21 protein-coding genes are annotated in these 26,193 nt (G+C 46.7%); 14 read left to right on the top strand and 7 right to left on the bottom strand.

The genetic code is table 11. The features are described 5' to 3' along the window. Positions 1-112 precede the first annotated feature (112 nt). Together JUB15_RS12595 and miaA are read left to right on the top strand one after the other, a co-directional pair. Entirely contained in the window at positions 113-679 is a 567-nt protein-coding gene (locus tag JUB15_RS12595) for an IS1096 element passenger TnpR family protein (RefSeq protein ID WP_207512844.1), read from the top strand. A 246-nt stretch (positions 680-925) separates the two neighbouring features. Beyond that, positions 926-1,816, top strand: coding sequence for a tRNA (adenosine(37)-N6)-dimethylallyltransferase MiaA (gene miaA / locus JUB15_RS12590; RefSeq protein ID WP_207512843.1), 891 nt, complete (start codon positions 926-928; stop codon positions 1,814-1,816). Between the two features lie 337 nt (positions 1,817-2,153). Here miaA and JUB15_RS12585 read toward each other — a convergent pair whose 3' ends face one another. Together JUB15_RS12585 and JUB15_RS12580 are read right to left on the bottom strand one after the other, a co-directional pair. Beyond that, a complete protein-coding gene (locus JUB15_RS12585) occupies positions 2,154-3,683 on the bottom strand; it encodes an OmpP1/FadL family transporter (RefSeq protein ID WP_207512842.1) in 1,530 nt (509 codons plus the stop codon). Positions 3,684-3,897: 214 nt separating this feature from the next. After that, the gene (locus JUB15_RS12580) at positions 3,898-4,749 is read right to left on the bottom strand and encodes a hypothetical protein (RefSeq protein ID WP_207512841.1); all 852 of its coding nucleotides are present in this window, start codon (positions 4,747-4,749) and stop codon (positions 3,898-3,900) included. Between the two features lie 328 nt (positions 4,750-5,077). On the opposite strand from JUB15_RS12580, the gene proS reads away from it, so the two are divergent. Further along, positions 5,078-6,556, top strand: coding sequence for a proline--tRNA ligase (gene proS / locus JUB15_RS12575; protein WP_207512840.1), 1,479 nt, complete (start codon positions 5,078-5,080; stop codon positions 6,554-6,556). Between the two features lie 126 nt (positions 6,557-6,682). Then, positions 6,683-7,165 (top strand): DUF5362 family protein, encoded by a 483-nt coding sequence (locus JUB15_RS12570; protein WP_207512839.1) that lies wholly within the window; start codon positions 6,683-6,685, stop codon positions 7,163-7,165. A gap of 176 nt (positions 7,166-7,341) precedes the next feature. Here JUB15_RS12570 and JUB15_RS12565 read toward each other — a convergent pair whose 3' ends face one another. After that, a complete protein-coding gene (locus tag JUB15_RS12565; protein ID WP_207512838.1) occupies positions 7,342-8,106 on the bottom strand; it encodes an RDD family protein in 765 nt (254 codons plus the stop codon). A 261-nt stretch (positions 8,107-8,367) separates the two neighbouring features. Here JUB15_RS12565 and JUB15_RS12560 point away from each other — a divergent pair, with 261 nt between their 5' ends. The 8 genes from JUB15_RS12560 to truB all read left to right on the top strand — a co-directional run bounded on the left by JUB15_RS12560 (position 8,368) and on the right by truB (position 16,870). Further along, entirely contained in the window at positions 8,368-9,336 is a 969-nt protein-coding gene (locus JUB15_RS12560) for a stage II sporulation protein M (protein WP_207512837.1), read from the top strand. 16 nt (positions 9,337-9,352) lie between these two features. After that, positions 9,353-10,174, top strand: coding sequence for a DUF4129 domain-containing protein (locus JUB15_RS12555; RefSeq protein WP_207512836.1), 822 nt, complete (start codon positions 9,353-9,355; stop codon positions 10,172-10,174). Next, the gene (locus tag JUB15_RS12550; RefSeq protein WP_207512835.1) at positions 10,171-11,439 is read left to right on the top strand and encodes a DUF4350 domain-containing protein; all 1,269 of its coding nucleotides are present in this window, start codon (positions 10,171-10,173) and stop codon (positions 11,437-11,439) included. The genes JUB15_RS12555 and JUB15_RS12550 overlap by 4 nt, the downstream gene beginning before the upstream one ends. Positions 11,440-11,442: 3 nt before the next feature. Then, positions 11,443-12,417 carry an AAA family ATPase gene (locus JUB15_RS12545; protein WP_207512834.1) on the top strand — a complete coding sequence of 325 codons (975 nt, stop codon included), beginning with the start codon at positions 11,443-11,445 and terminating at the stop codon, positions 12,415-12,417. Between the two features lie 193 nt (positions 12,418-12,610). Next, positions 12,611-13,957 carry a DUF58 domain-containing protein gene (locus JUB15_RS12540; RefSeq protein WP_207512833.1) on the top strand — a complete coding sequence of 449 codons (1,347 nt, stop codon included), beginning with the start codon at positions 12,611-12,613 and terminating at the stop codon, positions 13,955-13,957. A gap of 49 nt (positions 13,958-14,006) precedes the next feature. Beyond that, the gene (locus JUB15_RS12535) at positions 14,007-15,059 is read left to right on the top strand and encodes a hypothetical protein (protein ID WP_207512832.1); all 1,053 of its coding nucleotides are present in this window, start codon (positions 14,007-14,009) and stop codon (positions 15,057-15,059) included. A 34-nt stretch (positions 15,060-15,093) separates the two neighbouring features. Next, on the top strand, positions 15,094-16,137 hold the full coding sequence (locus tag JUB15_RS12530; RefSeq protein ID WP_207512831.1) for a hypothetical protein: 1,044 nt from the start codon (positions 15,094-15,096) through the stop codon (positions 16,135-16,137). A gap of 40 nt (positions 16,138-16,177) precedes the next feature. Beyond that, positions 16,178-16,870 carry a tRNA pseudouridine(55) synthase TruB gene (gene truB, locus JUB15_RS12525; protein ID WP_207512830.1) on the top strand — a complete coding sequence of 231 codons (693 nt, stop codon included), beginning with the start codon at positions 16,178-16,180 and terminating at the stop codon, positions 16,868-16,870. 195 nt (positions 16,871-17,065) lie between these two features. Here truB and JUB15_RS12520 read toward each other — a convergent pair whose 3' ends face one another. Then, positions 17,066-19,408, bottom strand: a complete 2,343-nt coding sequence (locus JUB15_RS12520; protein ID WP_207512829.1) for a BamA/TamA family outer membrane protein — start codon at positions 19,406-19,408, stop codon at positions 17,066-17,068. Positions 19,409-19,462: 54 nt separating this feature from the next. Here JUB15_RS12520 and JUB15_RS12515 point away from each other — a divergent pair, with 54 nt between their 5' ends. Then, complete coding sequence (locus JUB15_RS12515) at positions 19,463-20,197, top strand: TrmH family RNA methyltransferase (RefSeq protein ID WP_207512828.1); 735 nt, start codon at positions 19,463-19,465, stop codon at positions 20,195-20,197. A 132-nt stretch (positions 20,198-20,329) separates the two neighbouring features. On the opposite strand, the gene JUB15_RS12510 is transcribed toward JUB15_RS12515, so the two are convergent. Together JUB15_RS12510 and JUB15_RS12505 are read right to left on the bottom strand one after the other, a co-directional pair. Then, positions 20,330-22,222, bottom strand: a complete 1,893-nt coding sequence (locus tag JUB15_RS12510; RefSeq protein ID WP_207512827.1) for a DUF3857 domain-containing protein — start codon at positions 22,220-22,222, stop codon at positions 20,330-20,332. A gap of 196 nt (positions 22,223-22,418) precedes the next feature. After that, a complete protein-coding gene (locus tag JUB15_RS12505; protein ID WP_207512826.1) occupies positions 22,419-24,344 on the bottom strand; it encodes a DUF3858 domain-containing protein in 1,926 nt (641 codons plus the stop codon). A gap of 244 nt (positions 24,345-24,588) precedes the next feature. Between JUB15_RS12505 and JUB15_RS12500 the strand changes: the two genes are divergently transcribed. Next, positions 24,589-25,518 (top strand): TraB/GumN family protein, encoded by a 930-nt coding sequence (locus JUB15_RS12500; RefSeq protein ID WP_207512825.1) that lies wholly within the window; start codon positions 24,589-24,591, stop codon positions 25,516-25,518. Positions 25,519-25,665: 147 nt separating this feature from the next. On the opposite strand, the gene JUB15_RS12495 is transcribed toward JUB15_RS12500, so the two are convergent. Next, positions 25,666-26,082: a nucleoside-diphosphate kinase gene (locus JUB15_RS12495; RefSeq protein ID WP_207512824.1), complete on the bottom strand. Its 417-nt coding sequence runs from the start codon at positions 26,080-26,082 to the stop codon at positions 25,666-25,668. Positions 26,083-26,193: the final 111 nt, after the last annotated feature.

Here is a 26,193-nt window from a genome sequence, read left to right as displayed (position 1 = left end):
ACTGTCTGAAGGCACAACTGGCTGGCACGATTATAGAGAATTATTTTACAATAAGCTCAGGACGCACTGGGTGGTAAATAAAATCAGAAACAAGTAACCTGAAATTCCAAGTATGGCTGTTTTAAAATTCAGAATATATTTTGAAGAAGATGACAGTATCTACCGTGATGTAGCTATTAAGCACACCCAGACTTTTCTGCAACTGCACCAGGTAATACTGAAAGCATACGAGTTTGATAACAAACATCAGGCTACCTTCTATCGCAGTAACGACAACTGGCAGCGCGGACGTGAGATCAGTCTGGCCACTTATGACAAACCCTATAAGGTGGCGCCCCTGCTCATGGAAAGCACTACGATCGGTTCTGAGATCAAAGATCCCAATCAGAAATTTATTTATACATACGATTTTGTAAAGGGCTGGACCTTCCTCGTTGAATTGATCAGCGTATCAAAAGAAGAAAGCAGCAAGATCGATTATCCCGCCGTGATAAAATCGGAAGGTATTGCGCCTTCTCAATACGGTACCAAAGGCATTGCCGGCGACAAGCTTACAGAGATGGAAGAAAAATACGATCTCAAAGCAGGTACCGAAGGTTTTGGCACCGAAGGTGATGAAGACGATGATGACCTCGGCCTTGGTGAAGAAGCCGAAGAGGGACAGGACGACGAGGCTTAAAGGCAATTTATGATTTCTGATTTGGAGATTCTGGGATCTATTTACTGTCGAGACTCATACGTAAATTCGCATGCGCCAACTCTAAAATCTCAAAATCAAAAAATCTCAAAATCTCAAAATCTCAAAATCCCGAAATCAGGAAATCCCGAAATCAGCTAATCCGGAAATCAGGAAATCCCGAAATCAGAAATCAGAAATCAGAAATTAAAAGATTTGTTGGGTTCTGTACAAGCTCAAACAAATAATATGAATGAAAAAACCTGCCTGATCATCGCTGGTCCCACGGCAGTGGGTAAAACAGCAGTAGCTATTGAAATAGCCCGCCATTTTAATACTGAGATTATCTCCGCCGACTCCCGGCAATGTTTTAAAGAAATGACCATAGGGGTTGCCAAGCCCTCACCGGACGAACTGCAGCAGGTACATCATTATTTTATTAATTCGCACTCCATACACGAAGATGTGAATGCGGCCGTATATGAGCAATATGCGTTGCAGGCAGCCGATAAAATATTCCGGCACCATAATATTGCGGTGGTTACCGGTGGTACCGGTTTGTATATAAAAGCTTTTTGTGAAGGGCTCGATGATATGCCGCCTGTATCGCTGGAGATCCGCCAGGCGATCAGTGAACAATACCAAAAGTTTGGACTCGCCTGGTTGCAACAGCAAGTTCAGCAACAGGATCCCTTGTATTATAAGACCGGCGAAATTCAAAATCCGCAACGGCTCATCCGCGCACTGGAAGTAAAGCAGGCAACGGGTGCGTCTATCCGCAGTTTTCAACAGGGAAAAAAGGCGGTACGCCCTTTCAGGATCATCAAGCTGGCGCTTGAGCTGCCCAAGCCTGAATTACATGCACGCATCAATGCACGGGTTGACATGATGATGGAGATGGGATTGCTGCAGGAAGTGAAAGGACTGCTGCCAAAACGACAATTGAATGCGTTGCAAACAGTGGGGTATACCGAACTTTTTGATCACCTCGATGGCAGGATAACCCTTCAACAGGCTGTAGAGCAAATAAAAACAAATACCCGCCACTACGCCAAACGCCAAATGACCTGGTTTAGAAAAGACGCCGGTTTCAGGTGGTTCTCACCCTTTTCAATTGACGATATGCTGCGAACAATATAAAACACGTGTATCTATGCGAGTGGATTAACAAATGTAATAGTTCAAATCTTCGAACAACGGGTCAAACATAAACTGTAAACTGTGAACTTTGAACGGTGAACTTTGAACTAAGAACTATTACCTAAAGCATGCTAAGTTTTGTTAATAGCGTTTGACAATTATCGCCGAAAGATTAGCGTAACCGGTTTGATATAACGAGTTTTACACCACGAAAGAAGAAAGAAAGTTTAATCCGTAACACCTGGGAAACGTGAAAGGTACCAAGAAGAAAACCTTTTAAAAGAAACCCCGTCTGCCAACTGGCGACGGGGCTTTCTACTTTAAAAGATCGATGGGCTTATATCTTAAATCCAAAGGTCAGTAATACCTGTCCGATATTGCTTTTGATATCGGCATAGGGAACGCCTTTATCGGGTAACCTGTATGGGATATTTATATCACGGGAAATACTATGCACGTAAGTAAGGTCAATGAAAATGCCTCTATCGCGATAACCCAGGCCACCGCTGATATTGGTTCTGCCTGCTTTAAAAGCGCTTTCTTCGTATGGGTTGCCATAATAGGCAAAACCCAGCCGGGTCATAAGGGTATTGAATTTTAATTCGCCACCCACGCGGAAGTTAAAAGCACTTTTGTAATCCTGCTTAACCACTTTGTTCACGTCATCGAAATAGCCGTCATCATCACCTGCCTCGGCAGCGCTGAACCGGGTAGAACCGTAGGTTACATATTCTACATCTGCAGTGATAAACCCTCTTTGCCGGGTAACATCTTCCACTTCATTAAAGACATACGAACCACTCACCAGGAACCTCCAGGGCGAGGTCATATCATATTTATACACGGGGCTGCTGCCAAAATAATCTGAGGTAACACTGTCTACCGGATCATTGTTGAACAGCTGCTCCACATCGGTCACCATTTTGGTACTTAACTGGTCTTTCAGTCCGTAAATGGTGGGGGTATGAAAAGCGACGCCGATCCGGGTTTGTGGGGCCGGTTTAAAAATGATACCCAGTTTGGCATTCAAACCCACACCGGTGGTGGTTAATTTTTCTTCATACCGGCTGTAACTGAAATTATTGTCGAGGTCACCGCTGGGGTCTGATTCCTTAAGTGTCTGGCGTCTTTCATACCTTAAAATAGGAACGCCGATGCCTCCACCAACATAAAATTTATCCTGCAGGTTACCGGCGTAGCCAATGGCGATTTCGGAAATGCCACCGCGGGTGGTAGCGCTGTATTCCTGGTCAACCGCATCGAGGTATTCGGGCCGGCCCACTACCTGGGGTATTCCTGCAATAGTATCCACATCGATCAGGTAAGTATGAATAGCCGATTTGGTGCCCAATGAAAGATAGGGGCTATACCGGTAATCATCGATATCCACGCCCGATTCAGACAATTCTACCGCATACACTTCAGAAAACGAGCTGGCGTCATTGATCCCCCTGTAATAAACTGAATTGTTGAAATTGGCCATGCGGTTCACGGCAATGCTGAAAGCCTTGCTCACCCAATTGCTGCCCGGGGTGTTGGTGGCTGATACAAAACCAGTCGTGCTGAAATTGAATCGGCTGATATTATCACTGGTTGAATTCATACCCAGGTAATCGCCTTTGCTTTTGGCCAGCGTTAAACCAGGCGTTAGTACAATTTCGCTTACCTTGTAAAAGCCTAAACCGGCAGGGTTCACAAAAGTATTCGTTATTTCACCACCCAGTGAACCCACGGCGCCGCCTATGGCCTGGCTGCGGGCTGTACCCGAAGGCACATTCCAGTTTAAACGGATCACGTCTTCCGGTAACTGCGACATTGCCTGATGGCCGATCATTAGAACTACTGCTATCGTTACTGTATACTTCATGTTGCTTCATTGCATTAAAAACGGTAAACCTGAAATGCTACCCCGGCAAACGACCCGCCCGTGGCGAAGTTATGTACCGTGTATTTCATGTTTACCGTTGTATAAAAGACATTTATCTACTGTAGTAAAACGGGATCACGCCGGATTGTAAGAACAATTTGTTTTTTAAAGAGTGTTATGCGTTGCCAATTGCCTGTGCCAATTGGTTGTTGATTTATCGTCCACCACGGCTCGGTCTGCCGCCGCCGCCACTGCTTCCGCCAGATGATCCACCCGAAGAAGGCGAGTAGCTTCTAACCGGTGCAGAAGATGGAGGAGGAGAGAAGGATGGTCTTGAGTTGGACTGCGACTGCGGTGTATAATAGCTGTCATTGCTTCTGCTGGGATACACCCTGCGCAATCCGTTTGAGCCTGAGTTGTTGTTGCTATTGTTGTAGTAGCTGCCCCTGGTGCTTTGCCGGCCATTGGGCGTAGAATAATAAGTGCCACGGCTGCTGGTAGCATTGTTACTACGGTTGTAGTAATTCCTGTTGCTGTAGCTGGACATATTGAAATTACGCACCGACCTGTACACAGCTGGGTTGTTTTTCGGACTACCTACAATGAAGCCGGGGCCGTATGGGTTGTAATAGTTGTTCCAGTTATAGTAACTGTTCCAGTAGGAACCAAATGACCAGGGATTGTAAGCCCATGGATTATAGAAACCATAGCCGCCATAAGGGCTATAGAGACTGCCATAGAAACCTCCTCTTCCATAAGAGAAAGGTGAATACATGCCATAATAGCCGCCGTTGTATTGCCAGTCGTTCATATAAGCATAATCGTCGAAAGTGCTCCAGCGGCTTCCGTAACGGCGCATCCGCAGATAATTATCCTCGGGGCTGGTATTATTTTCATAACGGTCATAGCTGCGGCCACGTCTCGAATTGTCAACCGCCAGGTAAGAATCCTCTGAACGTCCGGGAGAATAGTACACATCATCCGGTGTTTGACCCGACCGGTACACCGAACAGCTGGATAAGGCAGCCATTGCCAGTATCACAGGGAGTATATTTAGAAACCTCATAGTTATGGTTTTATGTTATGTTTACAACGCTAAATATTACTTTTGCGTTTTCCGTATTAAAGTTACAATAAAAAGACAGCCTCAGCCAGGAAATAATTGCATGGCGAATGTTAAAGTTTCTCGATAAAACGCCTGATAATGAGGACGGAAGGGTATTCTGGCGGGGATTAAATGGTAATTAAAAAGAAATCGGAAGTCGGAAGTCCGAAGTCGGAATCCGAAGTCTGAAGTCGGAAGTTCGAAGTCGGAAGTCTGAGGCCAAAAAATCAGCCGCTTCAGACCTCAGACTTCAGACCTCAGTCTTAGACCCAATTATAAAAAACAAAACATGAGCAAAGAGATCACCAGCCGAAGCGCAGATTATTCGCAATGGTATAATGATTTGGTAATTAAAGGCGGCCTGGCCGATTATTCGGCCGTAAGAGGTTGTATGGTAATTAAACCCTATGGGTTTTCACTGTGGGAGAATATGCGTGACGCCCTTGATAAAATGTTCAAGGATACCGGGCACGTAAATGCCTATTTTCCGTTGTTCGTGCCTAAAAGCCTTTTCGAAGCCGAAGAAAAGAATGCCGAAGGATTTGCCAAAGAATGCGCGGTGGTAACGCACTACCGGTTAAAGACCGATCCTTCCAAAAAAGGCGCCCTCATGGTTGATCCCGAGGCCAGGCTGGAAGAAGAGCTGGTGGTTCGCCCAACCAGTGAGGCCATCATCTGGAATACGTACAAGAACTGGATCCAGTCGTACCGTGATCTGCCTTTGCTGATAAATCAATGGGCCAACGTGGTGCGCTGGGAAATGCGTACCCGTCTGTTCCTGCGTACTGCTGAATTCCTCTGGCAGGAAGGCCATACCGCCCATGCTACCGCCCAGGAAGCCGTTGCCGAAACCGTTCAGATGCTGAACGTGTACGCCGATTTTGTGGAGAACTGGATGGCCCTGCCGGTGATCAAAGGGGTGAAAACCGAGAATGAGCGTTTTGCCGGTGCGGTCGATACCTATTGTATCGAAGCCCTGATGCAGGATGGCAAAGCCCTGCAGGCCGGTACCTCGCATTTTCTGGGACAGAATTTTGCCAAAGCGTTTGATGTAAAGTTCTCTGATAAAGACAATAAACTCGATTACGTATGGGCCACCAGCTGGGGCGTGAGCACCCGCCTGATCGGCGCCCTCGTAATGGCCCATAGTGATGATGATGGATTGATACTGCCGCCTAAAATTGCTCCGCTCCAGGTGGTGATCGTTCCCATTTATAAAGGGGAAGAGCAAAAGGCCAAGATCGATGTAAAGGTGCAGGACCTGGTGAAGCAGTTAAAAGCCCTGGGTGTGCGCGTGAAATATGACGATAACGATAACGCCCGGCCAGGTTGGAAATTTGCCGAATATGAAATGAAGGGCGTGCCTGTTCGTATTGCCCTGGGTTTACGCGATCTTGAAAACAATACCGTAGAGCTGGCCCGTCGCGATACCAAGGAAAAACAAAGCGTATCTATGGACGGACTGCCAGAACGGATCGTACAACTGCTGGCCGATATTCAACAGGCGATCTACAACAAGGCGCTGGCTTACCGCGATTCACATATCACAGAGGTTAACAGCTGGGATGAATTTGTAAACACCCTGAATGAAAAAGGCGGTTTTGTGTCTGCTTTCTGGGATGGCACTTCAGAAACGGAAGACGCTATCAAGGAAAAGACGAAAGCTACTATCCGTTGTATTCCTTTGGATAATCCGCAGGTAGACGGCGTTTGTGTTTTCTCGGGCAAACCTGCGAAACAGCGGGTGTTGTTCGCGCAAGCCTACTAACCAATTTCTGATTTCTGATTTAGGGATTTTGGGATTTTAAAAAATCCAGAAATCTCTAAATCTCTAAATCCCGAAATCGAGAAATCTCGAAATCTCAAAATCTCGAAATCCCAAAATCGACTGACTATGGAACCATATAATCAGGCCACTGCAGGAGCCGATCAGCATTTGTTCGATCTGCAGATCGATCAGCAAAGCATCAGTTACCTGGGCGAAACTGCCCGCTGGGCAAAATTCCTGTCGATCGTGGGATTTGTATTGTGTGGACTGATGATCGTATTTGCCCTGTTTGCCGGAAGTATACTCACCACATTTGCCCGGTTCGGCAGCCGCGATGCGCTGACCAGCGGTATGGGATTTGGCGGCGCGTTCGTTTCCCTGATCTATATTGTGATTGCGTTATTATATTTCTTTCCCTGTTTGTACCTGTTCAATTTTTCAGGAAAAATGCAAACTGCATTGCGCAACAATGACCAAACCCTCCTGAACGCCTCTTTTGGCCACCTGAAATCCTGTTTCAAGTTCGTTGGCATTCTTACCATCGTTTTTTTGTCTTTCTATTTGCTTGGGACCATCGTTATAGTGTCTGTGGCTTCGATGATGCGATAATCGTAAACTAATGTGCTGATTTGCTAATTAGCTAATGTACTAATGGTCCTGTGAGCGGCCTGCCAACCAATTCAAGGCAATCTGAGAATTTAAAACTCCTACCAGAAGTATTGGCTCAACTTTTAACTGTATTCCATTAGCATATTATCACATTAGCATATTAGCAAATTGATTTATTAGTTAGTAGAATAATAGTTATAATCCTTTAACAGGGTTTGTAGGAAATCCAGTGAATCCTGGTCGCTGTTCATTTTCAGTTTTGACTGAATACGATCGGCGATCTTGAGCGCCAGGTCGTAGTCGTTGCGCTTTTTTACGGTTTCAATAATATTCTTCAGTGTATTAATGTCGCGGTCGCTGAGCTGCATTACCTGCGGGTATCGGGGTTGATAGGTAGATTCCACCTCGGTGAATACAGTATCCTGCCAGGAAGTGCGGTGTTTGAGATCGATGAGAATGGTACCGGCTACCAGGTCGCCCACCCGTTGGGAATTGGGCGTGGCAATGGTGCAGATCAAACCGGCAAACAGAAAGATCACCACCCACCAGGTTGAATAGCCACTGGCTACACCCAGGAACAGCAGCACCGGAAAATCAATAATACGGAACAACCAGCGGATGAGGAACTGGCTCACGGAAGGTTGTCCGCCCTGCAGCGTCATTACCTTTATTTGCATGGCCATTTTACCAATACTCTGGCCGTTCATGATGATTTCGGAAAGCAGGTGATAACAGATGAAAGGCAGCAGGAACAATACCACGATCCACAGCTCACCATTCCAGCGATAGCTGGTGAGCGCATCGAGGAGTTTGGAGCCCAGCCATACGTAAGTGCCCTGAATGGTGACATCGATCAGCCAGGCAAAAAAACGGCGGTGAAAGGGACTCAGCGCAAATTCCACTTCAATGTTAAAACCGGTATCTAATTTTACTTGCAGCATAGCTATTAAAGTTCCAGGTTACAAGGTACAGGTTACAGGGAGAATTCCAAAACAGGTGCCAGTTACCAGTTGCCTGTTACCGGGGACGCTGAACCTGTATATTACTTACTTATAACGAATTATATTCAAACATTCTGTGAACGATAACAAGAATTATCTGTTTCCCAACGTTATAACGTTCAAATTTTTACTATTATATTTACTTGTGCCATTTAATTTGGGCCTGAATAGGTAGATTTGAAACAATAAAAATACGTCTGAGTGAGAGAAGGACTATTTATAAAGAAAAATATTGATAAGTGGCGGAAGTACCAATATGAAACAACCACCGACCCTGATGAAATGGCGCAGCAGTTCACCGAACTGGTAAACGACCTTGGTTACTCCAAAACTTTTTACCCGCACAGCAAGGTTACGCAGTACCTAAACGACCTGGCTTCGCGTATTTACCTCGATATTTATAAGAACAAACGCGAAGAAACTTCCCGCATCGGCCGTTTTTTTAGAACGGAATTACCCCTGACGGTACGCAAGCATCATCGTGAGATCTTATATGCCTTTCTCATTTTTGTTGGTTTTGCCGTTATGGCGGCTTTTTCCGCAGCCCATGATGAAACTTTTGTAAGAGGGGTATTGGGTGATGGCTATGTAGAAATGACCGAGGAGAACATTGCCAAAGGCGATCCTTTCGGCGTGTACAAACAAACCAATCCGGCGAACATGTTCGCGTACATCGCGTTGAATAATATTTATGTTTCCTTCCAGGTGTTTGTATGGGGATTGTTCCTGGGCCTGGGCAGTGTTTACGAATTGTTCATCAATGGCGTAATGGTAGGTTCTTTTCAATACTATTTCTTTGCAAAGGGCCTGGGCTGGCCTTCGGTGCTGGTGATCTGGATCCATGGAACGCTGGAGATCTCTGCCATCATACTGTCGGGAGCTGCCGGCTTAATCATAGGCAACAGCATTCTATTTCCCGGTTCACATAAACGGTTGCATTCCCTCATGCAAGGGGCAAAAGACGGGTTGAAATTGATGATCGCGCTGGTACCCATACTGATCGCCGCTGCTTTCCTGGAAGGATTCGTTACCCGCTATTCGTATTCATCCATGCCGCAATGGGTAAGTATACTGATCCTGGCCCTGTCTTTTATTTTTATCATGTGGTATTTTGTATGGTATCCCATACAGGTACAACGTAAAGCAAAAGCCGAAAAAGCCGTTAAATAAACTATTTGCCCGACTGATGAATTATTTTGCTTCATACCGCTTCTTCATACCCACTGTTAAAAGCATACAGTTAATAGCCTGCCTGGCTGTTTTGCTGGCGTTATCAGCGGGTGCACGGGCGCAGGAGAACGATACCGCCGCGGCGATCGTTGAAGAAGCGCTTATAGAAGAGACTACCGCAGCCCCCGATGCCGAAGACACTTATAAACTGCCTGAACCGCCCCAGTTGCGGCAGGTGCCTGATTCCATAGTGAACAATTTGAAGAAGCAGGAAGAATTTGCCTATGCAAATGATCCGGCCTACTGGGAACGCGACCCCGAGCTGCCCCGCGAACCTCGCAAACGGAATAAAGGATTCTGGGATCATTTCTTTAATTTCTTTTCCGGTTCTACCGTGCGTACCATTACCTATGGTATACTGATCGCATTTTTTCTGTTCGTTATTTACCGCATCATTGTAGTGAACAAGCTGTTCCTGTTCTATTCATCCGGAAAGACAAAAGCAGTAGCCGGCGGTGACGACATGGACATTGAAGATGAGAACCTCGATGAAAAGATCCGGAAAGCCATAGCGGCCAAAGAGCATCGCCCCGCGGTACGCTTCATGTATCTGAAGGTCTTGCAGCTGTTGAATGAGCGGCAGTGGATCAGGTATCATGCAGATGGCACCAACTATGAGTATGTGATCCAGATGAGCGGGCATAAACTGGGCAATGAGTTCAGTTCCCTTACCCGCGTGTATGATTACGTGTGGTATGGTGAGTTTACCTTAACCGAAGAACAGTTTGATATAGTTCATAAAAATTTCAGCCACTTTTACAACGCCATTTATTCTTGAAACGTATAATACGATATCGCTTATTGATCATCTGGCTGGTGGCGTTAACCGGTCTGGCAGCCAGTTGTGGTTCCGGCGCCAAACGTTTGAACAAACGGGTGACCTTTTGGCGGACCGATAAGATACCTTATGGTACTTATTATGCCTATGAGCAGCTGCAGCAGCTCTTTCCCGATGCCTCGGTGCTCATCAATAAAAGATCGCCCGACCGGTACAAGACCTTTAGCCTCAAGAACAAGGAGGAGGAAGAAGAAGCCTACAACAACTACGATGATCAAAAGACGAATTACATCATCATCTCTAACCAGGTTATACCCGATGACGATGAAATAGCCGCTATCCTGGGAATGGTGGCCCGGGGCCAGCATGTGTTCATTTCGGCCCTGCGCATCAGTGAAACGCTGCTCGACAGCCTGCATTTGAAAACCGCGTTTTATACCAGCGCCTATAATACCGATGATTCGCTGACCATAAGTGTGAATAATCCGGTGACAAATGATTCGGTGTCGTACACATATCCCGGTTATGCCCTGGATAATTATTTCGTGGAAGTGGATTCATCCATTACATCGATCCTCGGTAAAGACAAGTACGGCCGGCCCAATTTCGTACAGTTCAACTATGAAGGCGGGGGATCGCTGTACATCCACCTGGCGCCGACCGCTTTTACCAATTTCTTTTTGCTGCACAAGAATAACAAAACCTATTACGATAACGTATTATCATACCTGCCGAAGAACAGCGATGTGGTGCGGTGGGATGAATATTTCAGGTACCATACCAAAGGGAATGACAGCGGCTCGGGCGGAAAAGGTAAAGGCCTGTTTGGCGCCGGCAGCTGGTTGAGCAAACAGCCGGGGCTGGCAAGGGCCATGTGGTTATTGCTGATCCTCATGCTGATCATTTACCTGTTCGAGAGCAAACGCAAGCAACGCATTATACCGGTGATACAACCGTTGAAGAACGCATCGGTTGATTTTGTGAAGACAATTGGCCGCCTGTATTTTCAACGGCACGATAACAAGAACCTGGCGTTGAAGATGACGGTGCATTTTCAGGATTATGTGCGCAGCCGGTATGGCATCCGCGCCTCGCTCAGCGATCCGGAATTTGAAAAAAGACTGGCCTGGAAAACGGGTTATAACGTTAATAACCTGAAGAACCTGTTGTACTATATGAATATGTTGCAGGACGAATACAGCGTAAGCGATGAAGCCCTGCTTGAACTGAACAGTAAACTGGAGCACTTTTATAAACACGCATAATACATGGAAAACTTTTTCGATGTCAGAACCGATCTCAGCGCCCTGCAGCAGTCGGTACAAACCTTAAAACAGGAGATTGGTAAGGTGATCGTTGGGCAGGAGCAAATGGTAGAACTATTGCTTGCTGCTGTATTAGCCGATGGACATGTTCTTATTGAAGGCGTACCCGGCGTAGCCAAAACCCTTACGGCCAAATTGCTGAGCAGAAGCATTTCGGTTGGTTTTTCACGTATCCAGTTCACGCCCGACCTTATGCCCAGTGATGTGCTTGGCACCTCTATCTTCAACCCCAAGGATTCAACTTTTCAATTCAATAAAGGCCCCATCTTCAGCAATATCGTGCTCATAGATGAAATTAACCGCGCCCCGGCTAAAACCCAGGCTGCGCTGTTTGAAGTGATGGAGGAGCGGCAGATAACGGTCGACGGCCATTCCTACCAGTTGGCGATGCCGTTCATGGTGGTAGCCACGCAAAACCCCATAGAGCAGGAAGGTACTTATCATTTGCCGGAAGCCCAGCTCGACCGCTTCCTGTTTAAAATAAATGTATCGTATCCCACTGCCGAGCAGGAGTTTCGCGTTGTCTTGCAGCATCATCAGCAAAACCTGGGCGATATGATCAACCAGGTATCAACGGTGCTGTCGGCCGCCCAGATCCAGGAGCTGCGCAAGCAGGTACGCACCATTCATGTGGAAGAAAAGCTGATCAGCTTTATTACAACCATCGTAGCCAATACCCGTAACCATAAATCGATTTACCTGGGAGCGTCACCCCGGGCTTCTATTGGTATCCTCAACGGCGCGAAAGCGCTGGCCGCAATGCGGGGCCGCGATTTCGTTACGCCTGATGATATCATCTATGTCATTCCGCCGGTATTGCGTCACCGCGTTGTTTTAACGCCCGAGAAGGAAATGGAAGGAGCGAGTACCGATGATGTGATACAACAAATTATTACGAGTATCGAGGTACCAAGGTAGTTTACGGTTTCATTCGGGTGTTTATGGTTTATGGTTTGTGGTTTATGGTTCTTTTAATTCTTAGCAGTACTATTTCCACTAAACCTCAAAAACTTTAGGAAAAGGATTATGCTGCTATTTATTAGAAGCTTCGAAGTGAGGCAACCATAAACTATAAACAATAAACCATAAACTCTTTCATTATTGACCAAACATGAACTTTTATAAAACATACATACTACCGCTCTTCTTCGGTCGCCGATTCTACTGGGCTTTCGTAGCCGTCATATTGCTGTTTGTGCTGTCGTACAATTGGCCCGTGCTGTACCCGGTAGCGCAAATATGCCTGTGGTTCGTAATAGCCATGGTAGTGCTCGATTACGGGTTGCTGTTCGCCCGCCGGGAAGGATTACGCATCGAACGCCGGGTGAGTGACCGGTTCAGCAATGGAGATAGCAACAAAGTGCAGCTGTTCATTACCAACCGCTTTCATTTTCGCGTTTATCTCAAGATCATCGATGAGATCCCCGTGCAGTTCCAGCAGCGGGATTTTTCAGTATCCGCCGTGTTGAACAGCGATGAAACACAAAACATCGTGTATACGTTAAGGCCGGTGGAAAGAGGCGAATACATTTTTCATGATACCAATGTATTTGTAAAAAGTCCGTTACAACTGGTAGTACGGCGTATCAGGAATGAAGGGGAGCAGATGGTAAAGGTTTTACCCTCGTATCTGCCATTGCGCCAGTTTGAACTGATGGCCTATTCCAATAACCTGGCAGAAGCTGGCAGCCGCAAGATCCGCAAGATCGGGCATAGCCTGGAGTTTGAACAGATCAAGGAATATGTAACCGGTGATGATATCCGCAGCATCAACTGGAAGGCTACCGCCCGCAAAGGCGGACAGCTCATGGTGAACAACTATACCGATGAGCGCAGTCAGCAGGTGTATTGTATCATTGATAAAGGCCGCGTAATGAAAATGCCTTTTGAAGGTATGACACTGCTCGACTATGCCATCAACGCCACGCTCATCTTATCGCGGGTAGCACTTATTAAACAGGATAGGGCCGGACTGGTAACTTTTGCCGAGAATATCGGTCATTATTTGCCGGCCGATCGCAAGGCTGCCCAGATGGGACATATCCTGGAAACTTTGTATAACCAGCAGACGAAATTCCTGGAAAGCGATTTTGAAAAATTGTATGCGCATATCCGCACGCGCATCTCTCAACGCAGTTTGATCGTGCTGTTCACTAATTTCGAATCCTTATCAGGCCTGCAGCGGCAGCTGCCTTATATCAGGCATATCGCCCGTAATCACCTGGTGCTGGTGGTGTTCTTTGAGAATACGGAATTGCGCCAGCTTACCGATGATCCGGCTGAGGATATTGAAAGCCTGTACACTAAAACCATTGCAGAGAAATTTGTATATGAAAAGCGGCTTATTGTAAAAGAGTTGCAGCAGCACGGTATTTTCACTATTTTAACGGCGCCGCAAAACCTGACCATCAACACCGTGAACAAGTACCTGGAGCTGAAAGCCCGGCAGGCGATCTGATGCACTGACTGTTTATCAAATACCCTTAATTATATAAGAAACCTGCCACATGAAAAATATCGTAAAAGGTGTATGCCTGTTTGCAATGGCTTGCATTTTCAGTAATGTTGTAAATGCCCAGGAAAACGATAAGAGAACGGAAGTCCTTAAACTGCAGCCCCAACGGGCAAAGATCAGTTCCGCCAACTTTTCAAATGTAGAGGTAATAGATACCCGTCGTGATCCTGATCATCTTGGTTATATCCAAAAAGGGGGCTTTAACAGAAAAGAAACGTTGGTCCTTACTCAACCGCTGAAAGATGAGATCGCTTCCGTTGTTACCAAACTGCTCGATGGGGCCAATAAAAAGGATGGCACCCTGCTCATCAACATTCGTCATTTTAATGTCTCTGAATTGACAGGCTATATGACTGAAAAAGGAACTTTTGAATGGAATGCCGGGTTTTATATTAAACAGGGTTCCGATTACAGGTTCCTTTTCTCAATTGATAGTACGGTTACCGTTAAAGCCGGCGGCCTCGATGTAACCACGCGGTTACTCGATACCGTACCTGAAGTTTTGGCCGGGTATATTAATCAGGCTGCCACTTTCGATCTTAGCAAGGCCGGTACCAGGCCATATACGGCAGACGATATTCAACATATTGATGAACTGGAAAAAAAGGAGATCCCGGTTTATAATGTCGATATACCAAAAAAAGGTTTATACCTCACGTACGACGATTTCAAAAATAACCGCCCTTCCCGGGAGGATATCATTGTATATCACAAGAAAGGTTTCAGCCGGCCTTTTGTTTATGAAATGAAAGAGAATGATAAAAAGGGCAAGGAAATTCCCAGTAAATCTTATTATGTCGTATGTGACGGCGAAAAAATGTATATCGGCCGGCCGCGCACACTCTACGCATTGACAAAAACGAATGGCGATTTTTATTTTACCGGAATCGGCAAAGACGAAGCGGATATGGGAACCATGATCCTCGCAGGCGCCTTGGGCGGCCTTGCCGGGGGCATCGCCGGTTCGCATGATACTGCCATTTTCGAATTCAAAATAGATCACCTGACAGGTAAATTCATCCCGGTTAAGAAGATCAAAGATTGATATTGTTATAATAAACGCGAGTTACATCCATCCTATGAAACAAATGGTAAAAAGTATATGCCTGTTGGCAATTGTATGTTCGTCATATAGTGCAGCTACTGCCCAGAAAAACGAGATCATCAGCCTGCAACCCAAACGGGTCACGATCAGCTCTTCCTGTTTTTCGAATGTGGAAGTAGTGGATACCCGCTTGGATACTTCAAACCTGGGATTCATTCAGCGGGGCCTGCTTAACCGCAGGGCGTTTGTAACAACCTCGCGGCCGCTGAAAGAGGAACTGGCCTCCATGGTAACCACCCTGATAAAGGATGCCAGTAAACAGGATGGCACTTTACTTATTAACCTTCGCCAGTTTAAGCTATCCGAGTTTGATGGAAAAGGTGGAGAAAATGGCGTGTTAAGGCTCAGTGCGGTTTTCTACCTGAAGCGGGAATCGATGTACAGGAAATTATTTACCGTTAATACGAATGTGGTCACTACATCTTTGGATATAACAGAAAGATTACTGGATACGGTGCCTGAAATACTGGGTGCGTATATAAAGCAGGCCGCCGGCCATGATACCGCCAAAACTGATTCAGCTTCCCCATTTACTGCCCGCCACTGGGATGAGCTCGATGAGCTGGAAAAGAATACGATCCCGGCTTACAATGTCGATCTGCTGCAAAAGGGTTTATACACCACATTTGACGAATTCAGGAATAACCGTCCGGCAGCACAACCGGTCATCGTGGAAATGGATGCATCTGACAAGCCTGTGGTTTATGAAATGAAACCAAATGGAAAAAGAGGCAGACAGATAAAAACCAAAAATTTTTTTGCTGTTTGCGATGGAGAAAAAATGTTCTTTGCAGGCCAATATGCCTTATACGCGATGTCGAAAAGGGATAATGATTTTTATTTCAGGGGCATTGGCAAAGAATCGGGCGATGGATCGCAGTTGGTGCAGGGCCAGACGATCATCCTGGGCAGGTCGGGCGAACTGCCGCCTGATCTGAAGTTTGACTGGTCGATGGTCGTGTTTAAAATAGATCATATTACAGGCAGGATCATTCCGGTAAGGATCGTCGAAGATTAACTGAGGTTCTACAGAAGGCGATAAACCTTATTTTTGCCGGATGCAACAGGCGCCTAAACAAATTTTTGAAGAAGGACAGGTTTTATTGATCAATAAACCGCTCGGGTGGACCTCCTTTGATGTAGTTAGAAAGATCCGTAACACCATTAAAATAAAAAAAGTGGGTCATGCCGGTACGCTCGATCCGCTGGCGACCGGTTTACTCATCCTGTGCACCGGTAAGTTCACCAAACGCATTAACGAGTATATGGCGCAGGAAAAAGAGTATACCGGCACCTTTACCTTTGGCGCCGTTACACCTACCTACGACCTCGAAAGCGAACCACAGGATCATAAAGATTTTAGTGCCATCACGCCGGAACAATTACAGGCAATTGCCCAACAATTCACCGGCAACCTGCAGCAGGTGCCGCCCATGCATTCGGCTATTAAAAAAGATGGCAAACGGGTGTATGAGCTGGCCCGTAAAGGGCAGACGATCGAGCTGGAACCACGCAGGATCGTGATCAAAGCATTTGAGTTTACCAGGATCGAATTGCCTGTCGTGCATTTCAGGGTGGTTTGTTCAACCGGCACCTATATCCGCAGTCTGGCGCATGATGTAGGCCAGGCAGCGGGTTGCGGCGCTTATCTCAGCAGTCTCTGCCGTACCCGTATTGGAGCATTCACATTGGATCAGTCTATGACTATGGACGAAGCTTTAGAGAAGATACAAACCATTGGTGAAAGGTAACTGGTGAATGGTCAGAAATATATTGGTGAGTTGCAGGTTGCTACAGGGCTTTATTTTCACAATTCCAAACAGGCAGCTGCCAACTAAAAACTGCAGCTTTACATCATTTGTGTAACCTTGTAACCTTGTAACCTGGAACCTGTAACCTGTAACGCATGATCCGTGAACCTTACAACCAATCAGGGACTCAGCTTATTAGAATGGGTATCCGATCCCCAACTGGAACTGCCCATTGAGTATTCGCAGGTCATTGAACCAACCATCATTCTTCCAGGCATAAAGCGGGTCTTTTATCCTGTAGGCCCAGTCGAGCCGGATCATAAAGAAGTCGAAGTCGAACCGCAAACTGCTGCCGGCGCCAATGGCGATGTCCTTGTACAGCCGGTTCAGGTTGAAGGAAGCTTCAGGCACTTTTTCTTTTGTGGTGGGATGAAACTCTGTGCTCCAGATATTTCCGATATCTACAAACAAGGCACTGTTCACTTTAATGCCTGCAATGGTTGTGATCGGAAAACGGTATTCGGCATTCAGTTCTATCTGCATATTGCCAAAGCGCTCGATGCCGCTGGTGTCGGGTTTGTCGTACAGGTTCGAAGAACCGGGTCCCAGCCGGCGGATGGGCCAGGCGCGCATGCTGTACGGGCCGCCGGCAAAAAACGCTTTGAAGAAGGGCAGGTTGTTTTCATTAACGATCAATTGGGGCCCTGTCTTGGAAGTGTCGGTTTTACCATATACAAAACCATAACCGGCAAACGCCCTGAATGCCCATGAAGAATGCGGCTTATTGATAACATGTTTCCACTCGCCATCAATTTTAATGAATCGCGCCAGCGAACCCAGCTCCAGGTTTTTGATCAATCCGAATAAAGCGCCGCTTTCCTCGATGCGGCCGCGCAGCAGGGTAAGTTTATTGTCTCTTTCAGCACCGGTCGACAGGCTCAGGATCTGGCTGATGATCATTCCACTATTGAAGGCAAACTTGTACGAACTGATCCTGTCTTCCAGTTTCAGCAGACTATCGGTCTTGGTTACATCGGTATATTCAAAATTGATAGGAACGTACTGCCAGGTCTTGCGCCATCTTTGACCAACCAGGTCCTGGTCTTCCCGGCGGCGGCCTTTGATCCATTCGTAGCCCCAGGAGGTATTGAATGAACGGGATTTATACAGCAGAAACCTGTCGGTGTACGCGGCATTCAGGTTTAACAGCGTACGCGGGGCGATCAGGCTGTCTGTTTTTATGCGGATGGGTGAAATAAACTTCGGGAAATTGACGGTATGCGCCAGGCTTGCCTGCAGGGTTTGAATGATATTTGTTCCCAACTCGATGCCAAACCGGGCACTGGTCACCGTTTGAATGGCTTCGCGGTAAGCGTTCCGGTTCAACAGGCGGCCGTTCAACCCGATCCCGAATAATTGTCCGGTGGACAGGATATCGCTTACGTTCCGGCTCGTTTCAAAAGAAATGTTCAGGTTTTGTTTAGCCTGCGGATACAGCAGCACTTTCGCATCGAGCAGCGGCCGGCTGCTGTCGTACCGTTCGGTCATTTCAATATCCACGTTCTGCCACGCTCCGAGGCTTGTAAAGCTGTTAATGGTCCTGAAATAGCGGCGCTGCACATACATCGATCCCGGCCGCAGGTATACGTGATTGGCGACAAACGGCAACTTGAACCGCCGTGAATTATAGACCATTTTAAAGCCTTTGATATTGGCGGTATCGTGGCGGGGGGAATCATATTCGTGGGTATAACTCGCATCGGGGAACACAGTCACATTACCGATATAGAATTTTTTTAACCGGGTGCTGTCTTTTACCGGGTGCTGTTTCATGACGACGTTAATGGTGGGGTTCTCCCTTTTCCTGCGCAGTGAATCCAGCAGCCTGATCTGTTCAAAAGGATCGAGGGTAGGGTCTATCAGGGCTGCCACCACGGTATCTACCTCGGCAAAAACATCTTCTTTACTCAGTTTGTAATAGCCGTTGTTCCTGAAAACGGTGATCAACCTGTCCAGTTCATCCGATAATTTCTGCAGGGAATAGGACTCGCCTTTTTTAAGCACCGATTTATCGAGTTGGCGCAAAGCCAGCGCCTGTAATTCAGGGGTACTGAAGGCATAGCCAATGGAATCGAGCCGCAGCACCTTGCCCGGTGTAACCGTAAATTTTACCCGTGCACGATATTGCTTTCGTACGGTATCGATCTGAAACGTATCGCTTATTTCAGGATGGAAATAGCCCAGCGAATGCAGCAGGCTGGTCATAAATATGCGCGAGCGGCTGATATTGGCGGTATCAAATACGGGCGGTTTCCATAAGACCCTTCGTACACCGGCATAGGTAATGACGCGGGTTTTCAGGCTGTCATCGAGCTGGTTTTGCAGGCGTTCTTCCAGTTGCAGTTTATCGGGAACGTTGCCATTTATGTTGATGGTGGTCTTGTAAACAAAAGGTTTACCGGGCTGAAATTTTCTGGGAACCGTGCAGGAAATTATCGACGCTACAACTAAAGCGACGTACGCTATCCACTGAACCAATCTAAAAACAGTAACTTGCCGGGCTAATAACATATTTAGTTTAAACGGAATGCAATGTTGATTAAATCTCAGGTCAAATATATTCAAAGTTTAAGCCACAAAAAATTGAGAGATAGCGAAGGGGTATTTGTTGCCGAAGGACCGAAGCTAATTAACGAATTATTAAGTGCCCGCCTGCCGCTGCAGCAGTTGTATGCCGTTAAAGAATGGATCAGTGAACAGGATAAGGTTATTGCCGGTATGGCAGTTGAAATAACAGCTTCAGAGCTGGAGCGTATATCCCTGTTAAAAACACCTAACCAGGTGTTGGGCATTTTTAAGAAACCCGGCTTTGCCGCGGCCAGGCCTCGCCGAAATACTATTTCCCTGATGCTCGATACCATTCAGGACCCCGGCAATCTGGGTACTATTATCCGTTGTGCCGACTGGTTTGGGATCACGCAGATCTTTTGCAGCGCCGACTGTGCCGATGCTTATAGTCCGAAGGTGGTGCAGGCCACCATGGGCAGTATAACCCGGGTGCAGGTGGTATATGGATCTTTGATCGAATTACTGCAACAGGAACCGGATCTTCCAACCTACGCGGCTGTGTTAAATGGAACCGACCTGCGGCAATTACCACCCGTTAAAGAAGGCATTGTTATCATCGGCAATGAGTCGAAAGGCATTAGTGAAGAAGTGTTGGCAGCCAGCCGTAACCGCATAACCATTCCCCGCCACGGCCAGGCAGAGTCGTTGAATGCGGCCGTGGCTACCGGTATCATTCTTTCACATATAACGAACGCTTAACGTTGGTGAATATAGCTGTTCCCGGTTACCGGTTACCGGTTCCCGGGCAAAAAATTTTGAAAGTCCGAATACCGGCGAGACGATCGGAATTCAAGTCCCGGCAACTGGTGCCTGGTAACCGGTAACAGATTTTTACTCCGTCTTCACAACGATCCGCTGCCCCGCATCCACCTGCACATCATCGAACAATTTTTTAACCGCGGCATAATCGGCTGCCGGTATTTTATACTGGTTCAACACCAGCGAGGCCGCTGCGTACACCGCTTTTTCCGCTTCATTATACCAGTAGGCAGTGCTGTAGCTCGCATAAGAGCAGGTTAAGCTAACCGGTTTGGGCAATGCTTCCACCGTGGCGCCTGCGGGCAATTTGAATATCGTAGTATCGGTAAATGCAAACGGACTTTGAAAGTAATAGTCCAGTTTCCTCTTGTCTGCTTTGGGCAATGTAATATCCCAGATCTTATGCAGGCGGGGCGCCAGGAACATTTTATTACCGGCTGTGAACTCGGGGATCTTTTCAACCGTCATAGTGAGGGCAGTGGTGAACAGGTCGCCGGTGTCTTTTTTGTTATAGTCGAACGCATCAGGCTGTTTAAACCCGAGGCTGTTTACGATGGATGCTTTCTGGTCGTCTTTTTTCTCATTGAGGATAAAATCCAACAATCCTTTATAGCGGCCGTTCGAACGGAACAGCGTAGCGGTTTTGCCGGAACCATCATTAGCCAGGTCAATACTGGTTGTTGTAATAAGTTTATTGCCGGCTGATGTACTGGCAGGCGTTTTTACCAGCACACCACCTGCATCGGTCACCAGCAGTGCATTACGGTTCTCGGTAAAGGAGCCCAGGATGTCGAAGTCGGCCTTTGAGCTCGTGCATTCGAGCCAGATGGAATCCTGTGGTTGCGGTACGCACAGGATCGCATGATCGAACATGTTTGCCGGGAAATCCCTGTCAACCGGTTCGCTGTTGTATCCGGCATTGATAATGGCAACATGACTGGTGATATTTACTGCTTTCAGGGCAGCTTTCATATAATTGCTGAGCCCTTTACAATCACCATATTTTTTCTTATCGGTAACATCGGCTGAAAAGGGTTTCAGGCCGCCAATACCCAATTGAATACTTACATACCGGAAATTCTTTTGCAGGTAATCATAGATAAGCCTTACTTTTTCCCGGTCATTCGGTGCGTCTTTGACCAGGTTGCGAAAGAAAGCTTTTCTTTCTTCCGGCAATTCATCGAGCCCGGTGTACAGTTTATTGATCCACTCGCCAAACGATTGCCAGCTGGTAAGGTCGCCGGTATGGCCATAATAAGAAAAGCGGTTAGGCGCCAGCAGGATGGATGGGTAGCGGCTTTCGGCACTTACGGCACCCGCCTCGTTGGCTATGGGCGCCAGGTTATTCGCCGTCCATTTATACAGGCGATAGGCGCCTTCTTCGGTTATTTGTGGCGCCAGTTTAATGTTCTTCTCTTTATAGCGCAGCCCCAGCTCTTTGGGTACTTTGGCGGTAAAACTTGATCTTTCAACGCCCTGCCCGGGTCTTATGATCTGGTATGGCGGAAAGAACAAAGTGCCTTTGAAGCGGAGGGTGAATTTGTATTCCACCGTAACCGGATAGGCAGCGGCGGGCACATACATGCCCGTTAAAGATCCATCTTCGATCAAACCTTCGCCGGTAGCCACGGTTTGCATATCCTTCTTTTTGTACCTGTTTATTGGCCTGCCCAGTACGTCGTACACTGTAATGCTGGCATCATCGAGTAAAACCGTTTTATTGGTTGGCACGCTGAAGGCGAGTTCCGATTTTCCATTTTCGTTCTTGATGGTCACAATTTTATGGACAGTATAGGAAGCCCGGTCAATATCGGTTACTTCCAATACAATATCCTCATAGCGTTTTATAACATCTGCATCTTTCTTTACGATCTCGGGCACCGACGACAGGTCATACGCGGTAACCTGCGCCTGCAGGGAACAGGTGAAACACAATGCAGTTATGATGGATAAACACTTCGTCATAGTGGTCAATGGTGAATGGTGAATGGTCAAGGTCAATGGTGAATGGTCAATGGTGAATGGTCAATGGTGAATGGTGAATCGTCAGTCGTCAATCGGCGGCTCATTGCCTTTCCCACTCGCACTGGCTGCTTTCTACCCGCCTTTGATCTGTGAACTTTAAACTTTGAACTGTGAACTTTGAACTGTGAACTGTAAACTAATCAGCCTTCTTCAAAACGATCTGCTCGTTCATAAGGTCAGCCATTTTTTTATAGAAACTTCTTACATATTCATATTCGTCGGCAGTGAACACGCTTCGATTGGTGACAATGTCATATCGCACTTGTAACAGATCGTTCTTTACTTCGAGGATCCGGCTGAAGCTGATGCTGGTATCCGGCATGATCATGCGGATGTTCTTTGGCAGGCTTTCTATCTTCAGGGAGGCCGGCAACTCAATGGCTTCTGTAACCACATGGCTTTGCAGGCAGCCATAGTCGATATTGGTGAACCGGATATCAGAAATGAACGGGTTTTTGGCGATGCCGGTGAACAGGTTCAGGTTAATGAGTTTGTAATTACCGCTCACCGTTGGCGGAATGGAAAAATGGAATTGTTGCTCCAGCGGCAGCGAATCATTGTTAAGGTTGTTCATCACCAGGCTATCCATTTGCATGCCGGCCTGGTACTTGGTATAATAGTTCTCGCGAAAATGTTCTTTATCGCGTTCCCAGGCCCGCAGGCGGTTAAGGCGGGCATATTCATTACTTTGAATGCTGGCATCGCCGGTGAGGGCGCCGTTCTCATCTATCCGGGCGTAGATGTTAACAAAGTTCCTGTCTTTTTTGGTGGTCTCTGTAAGGCTGATAATGCCGCCTTTCTTGCGGTTCACCACAAATGCTTTTGTATTGATCACAGAGAAAGGGATCATAAAAGGCGGGGTGTACGGACCCGCTGCATCCAGCACATAATGTTTACCGTTGATAAGCACATAAGCCATTACTTTATTGAACTGGTCAATAAAAGGGTATTCCGCGTTCACCTTGCCGTGTCCGCGTTCGCTTACGAGCAGGGGATACACGTCCAGTCCGGCTTCTTTCAGCAGGTTGATGAGCAGCAGGTTGATATCGCCGGTGCTGCCTTTCTTTTTCTCCCAGGCTTCCTTAACGCCGTTGGTGCTGCCCACACTGCTGATACCGTCGCTGCTAATAGTGTTATATACATAATTGTAAATGGTCGACATTCTTTCAAATGCCGAAGGCATTGCTTTCAGTTTGTTCGTCCATTCTTCTCCAACCGGAATATTTTTGTTCAGCTGGCCGCCAAAATATGAGTTGGCCATTAATTCACGGGTCACTTCATCCCAGGTGGTCATCAGGCGGGTGGTGCCGCCGAAAGTGCCCTGGTAGCCCGACATTTGAAATTGCACATGCTGCAGGTAATCTTTTTCAGCATCCATGAACGGTTCGTCGCGCAGACCCGCTATGTTGTTCATCTCGAAATAGATCTTACCCGAATTTCTTTCCTGTTTGATCTCTATGGGCAGTTGCTCGCTTTTATGTACCCGGTAGGCAAATTCATAATTAGGCATGATGGTTAGCGAGAACTGGCTGTGCATAACAGGCAGTTCGCGCTGGAAATACCAGTCGTCGAGATAATGGAAGTTCTTCGAGGTAATGGAGTATTTGTATTCGATGATGCTGCCGGCTTTTACTTCCGGCATGGCTATTTTTACGACAGATACTCTTTCATTTAATTTTTGCCGGTAAACAGCCGAGTTCGGCACCTTTTTAATTTCCGGGACAGAGCCGCCGTTGGTAAAATTGCAGGTGTAGGCTTCGATATCGCCAACATACTGAACATCGTCAGGGCTGCGGTAATGGATGGCAATATCACCATACCGATTCCCTTTCGGTTTAAGTATTTTGATGCGCACCCTACGGTTGACAATGAGATTGTACCGGTCGTTGTAGTCTGCCGAGGCGGCGTCGAAGAGTACAACAGCATCGGCCTCTTTATCGAATGCACATTCGGTAAGAGCGCTTTCTTCGGCAGAAATTTGTCCAAATTCAGGCAGGGTCTTTTGTGCCCAACAGCAATTAACCATTGCAAGCAACAAACAGCTACAAAAAAGTCGTTTCATGTACAAATTGCTTTATAAGCAATAATTGGTTTAGGTATTTTTTCCTTTTGTATAAACGGTTGTCTGATTCGTTTATTCCCCGGTTTCGATTTTGTAAATTTATTGGTAGATATCAACGAGCCGGTTTAGCTTTGTTGAACGTGTTTTAACTATTTCTGCCTACGGCACAAGTATAATAAAAAAAGCACCATATTCATATCAGGTTGGACAAAAGCAAGTAAATATGTTATCGAAAAAAGTAAGTATGTTAATCTTTTATGTAGCCCTGGCTGTGGCCGGATTAGGACAAAATGACAAACCAGGGAAGAAGGGGAACGTTCCGGCAGCGAAAACCGCCTATAATCAGTTAGATAACACCCTCTTATGGAAGATCGCCGGAAACGGGCTGAAAAAACCATCCTACCTCTATGGCACCATGCACGTGCTTTGTGCCGATGATGCAACGCTGAGCGATAGCCTGAAACTCGCCATTAAGCACTGCGACCAGATCTACTTCGAGCTCGATATGGATAATATGGGCGAATTGCTGGGCGCCATGAAATACCTGCGCATGAACGACGGCAAAAAATTATCGGAGCTGCTCACCAAAGAAGAATATGCTAAAGTGGAAGCGTATTTCAAGGAGCATTCAGTGCCGCTGCCATTGGCCATGATGAACCGGTTCAAACCGTATTTCATTTCCAGCCTTATTGGCGAGCAAATGATGAGCTGTTCGCAAAAGAATGGTATGGAAGAACTGATCATGCGCGAAAGCAGGCAATACAAGAAGGAAATAAAAGGGTTGGAAACAACCGAGTTCCAGGCTTCCATTTTCGACAGCATCCCGTATGAAAAGCAGGCAAAGGACCTGGTAAATTATATCGACAGCATCGATAGTTACAAAGAAGTAACCATGGAAATGGTGGAAGTGTACCGCCAGCAGAACCTCGAGCGCATGGATTCGCTGATGCACAAAAGCGATCCCGGCATGGATGAGTATATGGATATTCTGTTATATGGCCGCAACCGTCATTGGGTAGATCAGATGCCGGCCATCATGAAAGATAGCACCATTTTATTTGCAGTAGGAGCGGGGCATTTACCCGGCGAGCAGGGCGTGATCAATCTGCTGCGGAAGAAAGGGTATAAGGTGACGCCGATGAAGAACATCAGCAGGAGAACGGAGTCATTGTAGTTAACCAGTTGACCAGTTGACGAGTTGACCAGAAAACTATAATAAAAGTATATATGAAAAAAGCGTGATCCGGTCTGGAGCACGCTTTTTTAGCTTTTCAGCCTTATAATCTTGTTAACTCGTTAACTGGTTAACTTGTCAACTGAATTAATATTGCTCCAGTCCACTAAAGAAGAAATTACCCTCAATAATGGCATTTTCGTCGCTGTCGCTGCCATGGATGGCATTTTCGCCAACGGAAGTTGCAAATAATTTACGAATGGTACCGGCTTCGGCCTGGGCGGGGTTGGTGGCACCGATCAGGGTACGAAAAGCAGCAACGGCATTGGGTTTTTCGAGGATGGCGGCAATGATTACACCGCTGCTCATAAAATCAACCAGTTCGCCATAGAAGGGACGCTCTTTATGCACGGCATAGAACTCGCCTGCTCTTTCCTTACTTAACTTGGTCATTTTCAACGACACAATGCGGAAGCCTTCTTTAATGATCCGGTCCAGGATCGCGCCGGCATGCCCGTTCTTCATAGCGTCGGGCTTAATCATCGTAAACGTGCGGTTACTCATACTATCTTCTAATTTTGGCCGCGAAAATAAGAAAATGGTTTGTAGTTTGTTGATTGTGGTTTGTGGTTCTTTATTTCTTAGCGCCCGACGAATAGCTTGATTCGCTTTTAT

Origin of the sequence: Longitalea luteola (genome assembly GCF_017356035.1) — a bacterium.
Taxonomy (GTDB): domain Bacteria; phylum Bacteroidota; class Bacteroidia; order Chitinophagales; family Chitinophagaceae; genus Niastella; species Niastella luteola.
This window is presented reverse-complemented; position numbering and strand designations above follow the sequence as displayed.

What these genes read in the sequence shown, in the direction of transcription:
- JUB15_RS12595 (WP_207512844.1), top strand. Translation starts at nt 113, where the DNA reads ATGGCTGTTTTAAAATTCAGAATATATTTTGAAGAAGATGACAGTATC.
- miaA (WP_207512843.1), top strand. Translation starts at nt 926, where the DNA reads ATGAATGAAAAAACCTGCCTGATCATCGCTGGTCCCACGGCAGTGGGT.
- JUB15_RS12585 (WP_207512842.1), bottom strand. Translation starts at nt 3,683, where the DNA reads ATGAAGTATACAGTAACGATAGCAGTAGTTCTAATGATCGGCCATCAG.
- JUB15_RS12580 (WP_207512841.1), bottom strand. Translation starts at nt 4,749, where the DNA reads ATGAGGTTTCTAAATATACTCCCTGTGATACTGGCAATGGCTGCCTTA.
- proS (WP_207512840.1), top strand. Translation starts at nt 5,078, where the DNA reads ATGAGCAAAGAGATCACCAGCCGAAGCGCAGATTATTCGCAATGGTAT.
- JUB15_RS12570 (WP_207512839.1), top strand. Translation starts at nt 6,683, where the DNA reads ATGGAACCATATAATCAGGCCACTGCAGGAGCCGATCAGCATTTGTTC.
- JUB15_RS12565 (WP_207512838.1), bottom strand. Translation starts at nt 8,106, where the DNA reads ATGCTGCAAGTAAAATTAGATACCGGTTTTAACATTGAAGTGGAATTT.
- JUB15_RS12555 (WP_207512836.1), top strand. Translation starts at nt 9,353, where the DNA reads ATGAATTATTTTGCTTCATACCGCTTCTTCATACCCACTGTTAAAAGC.
- JUB15_RS12545 (WP_207512834.1), top strand. Translation starts at nt 11,443, where the DNA reads ATGGAAAACTTTTTCGATGTCAGAACCGATCTCAGCGCCCTGCAGCAG.
- JUB15_RS12540 (WP_207512833.1), top strand. Translation starts at nt 12,611, where the DNA reads ATGAACTTTTATAAAACATACATACTACCGCTCTTCTTCGGTCGCCGA.
- JUB15_RS12535 (WP_207512832.1), top strand. Translation starts at nt 14,007, where the DNA reads ATGAAAAATATCGTAAAAGGTGTATGCCTGTTTGCAATGGCTTGCATT.
- JUB15_RS12530 (WP_207512831.1), top strand. Translation starts at nt 15,094, where the DNA reads ATGAAACAAATGGTAAAAAGTATATGCCTGTTGGCAATTGTATGTTCG.
- truB (WP_207512830.1), top strand. Translation starts at nt 16,178, where the DNA reads ATGCAACAGGCGCCTAAACAAATTTTTGAAGAAGGACAGGTTTTATTG.
- JUB15_RS12515 (WP_207512828.1), top strand. Translation starts at nt 19,463, where the DNA reads ATGTTGATTAAATCTCAGGTCAAATATATTCAAAGTTTAAGCCACAAA.
- JUB15_RS12510 (WP_207512827.1), bottom strand. Translation starts at nt 22,222, where the DNA reads ATGACGAAGTGTTTATCCATCATAACTGCATTGTGTTTCACCTGTTCC.
- JUB15_RS12505 (WP_207512826.1), bottom strand. Translation starts at nt 24,344, where the DNA reads ATGAAACGACTTTTTTGTAGCTGTTTGTTGCTTGCAATGGTTAATTGC.
- JUB15_RS12500 (WP_207512825.1), top strand. Translation starts at nt 24,589, where the DNA reads ATGTTAATCTTTTATGTAGCCCTGGCTGTGGCCGGATTAGGACAAAAT.
- JUB15_RS12495 (WP_207512824.1), bottom strand. Translation starts at nt 26,082, where the DNA reads ATGAGTAACCGCACGTTTACGATGATTAAGCCCGACGCTATGAAGAAC.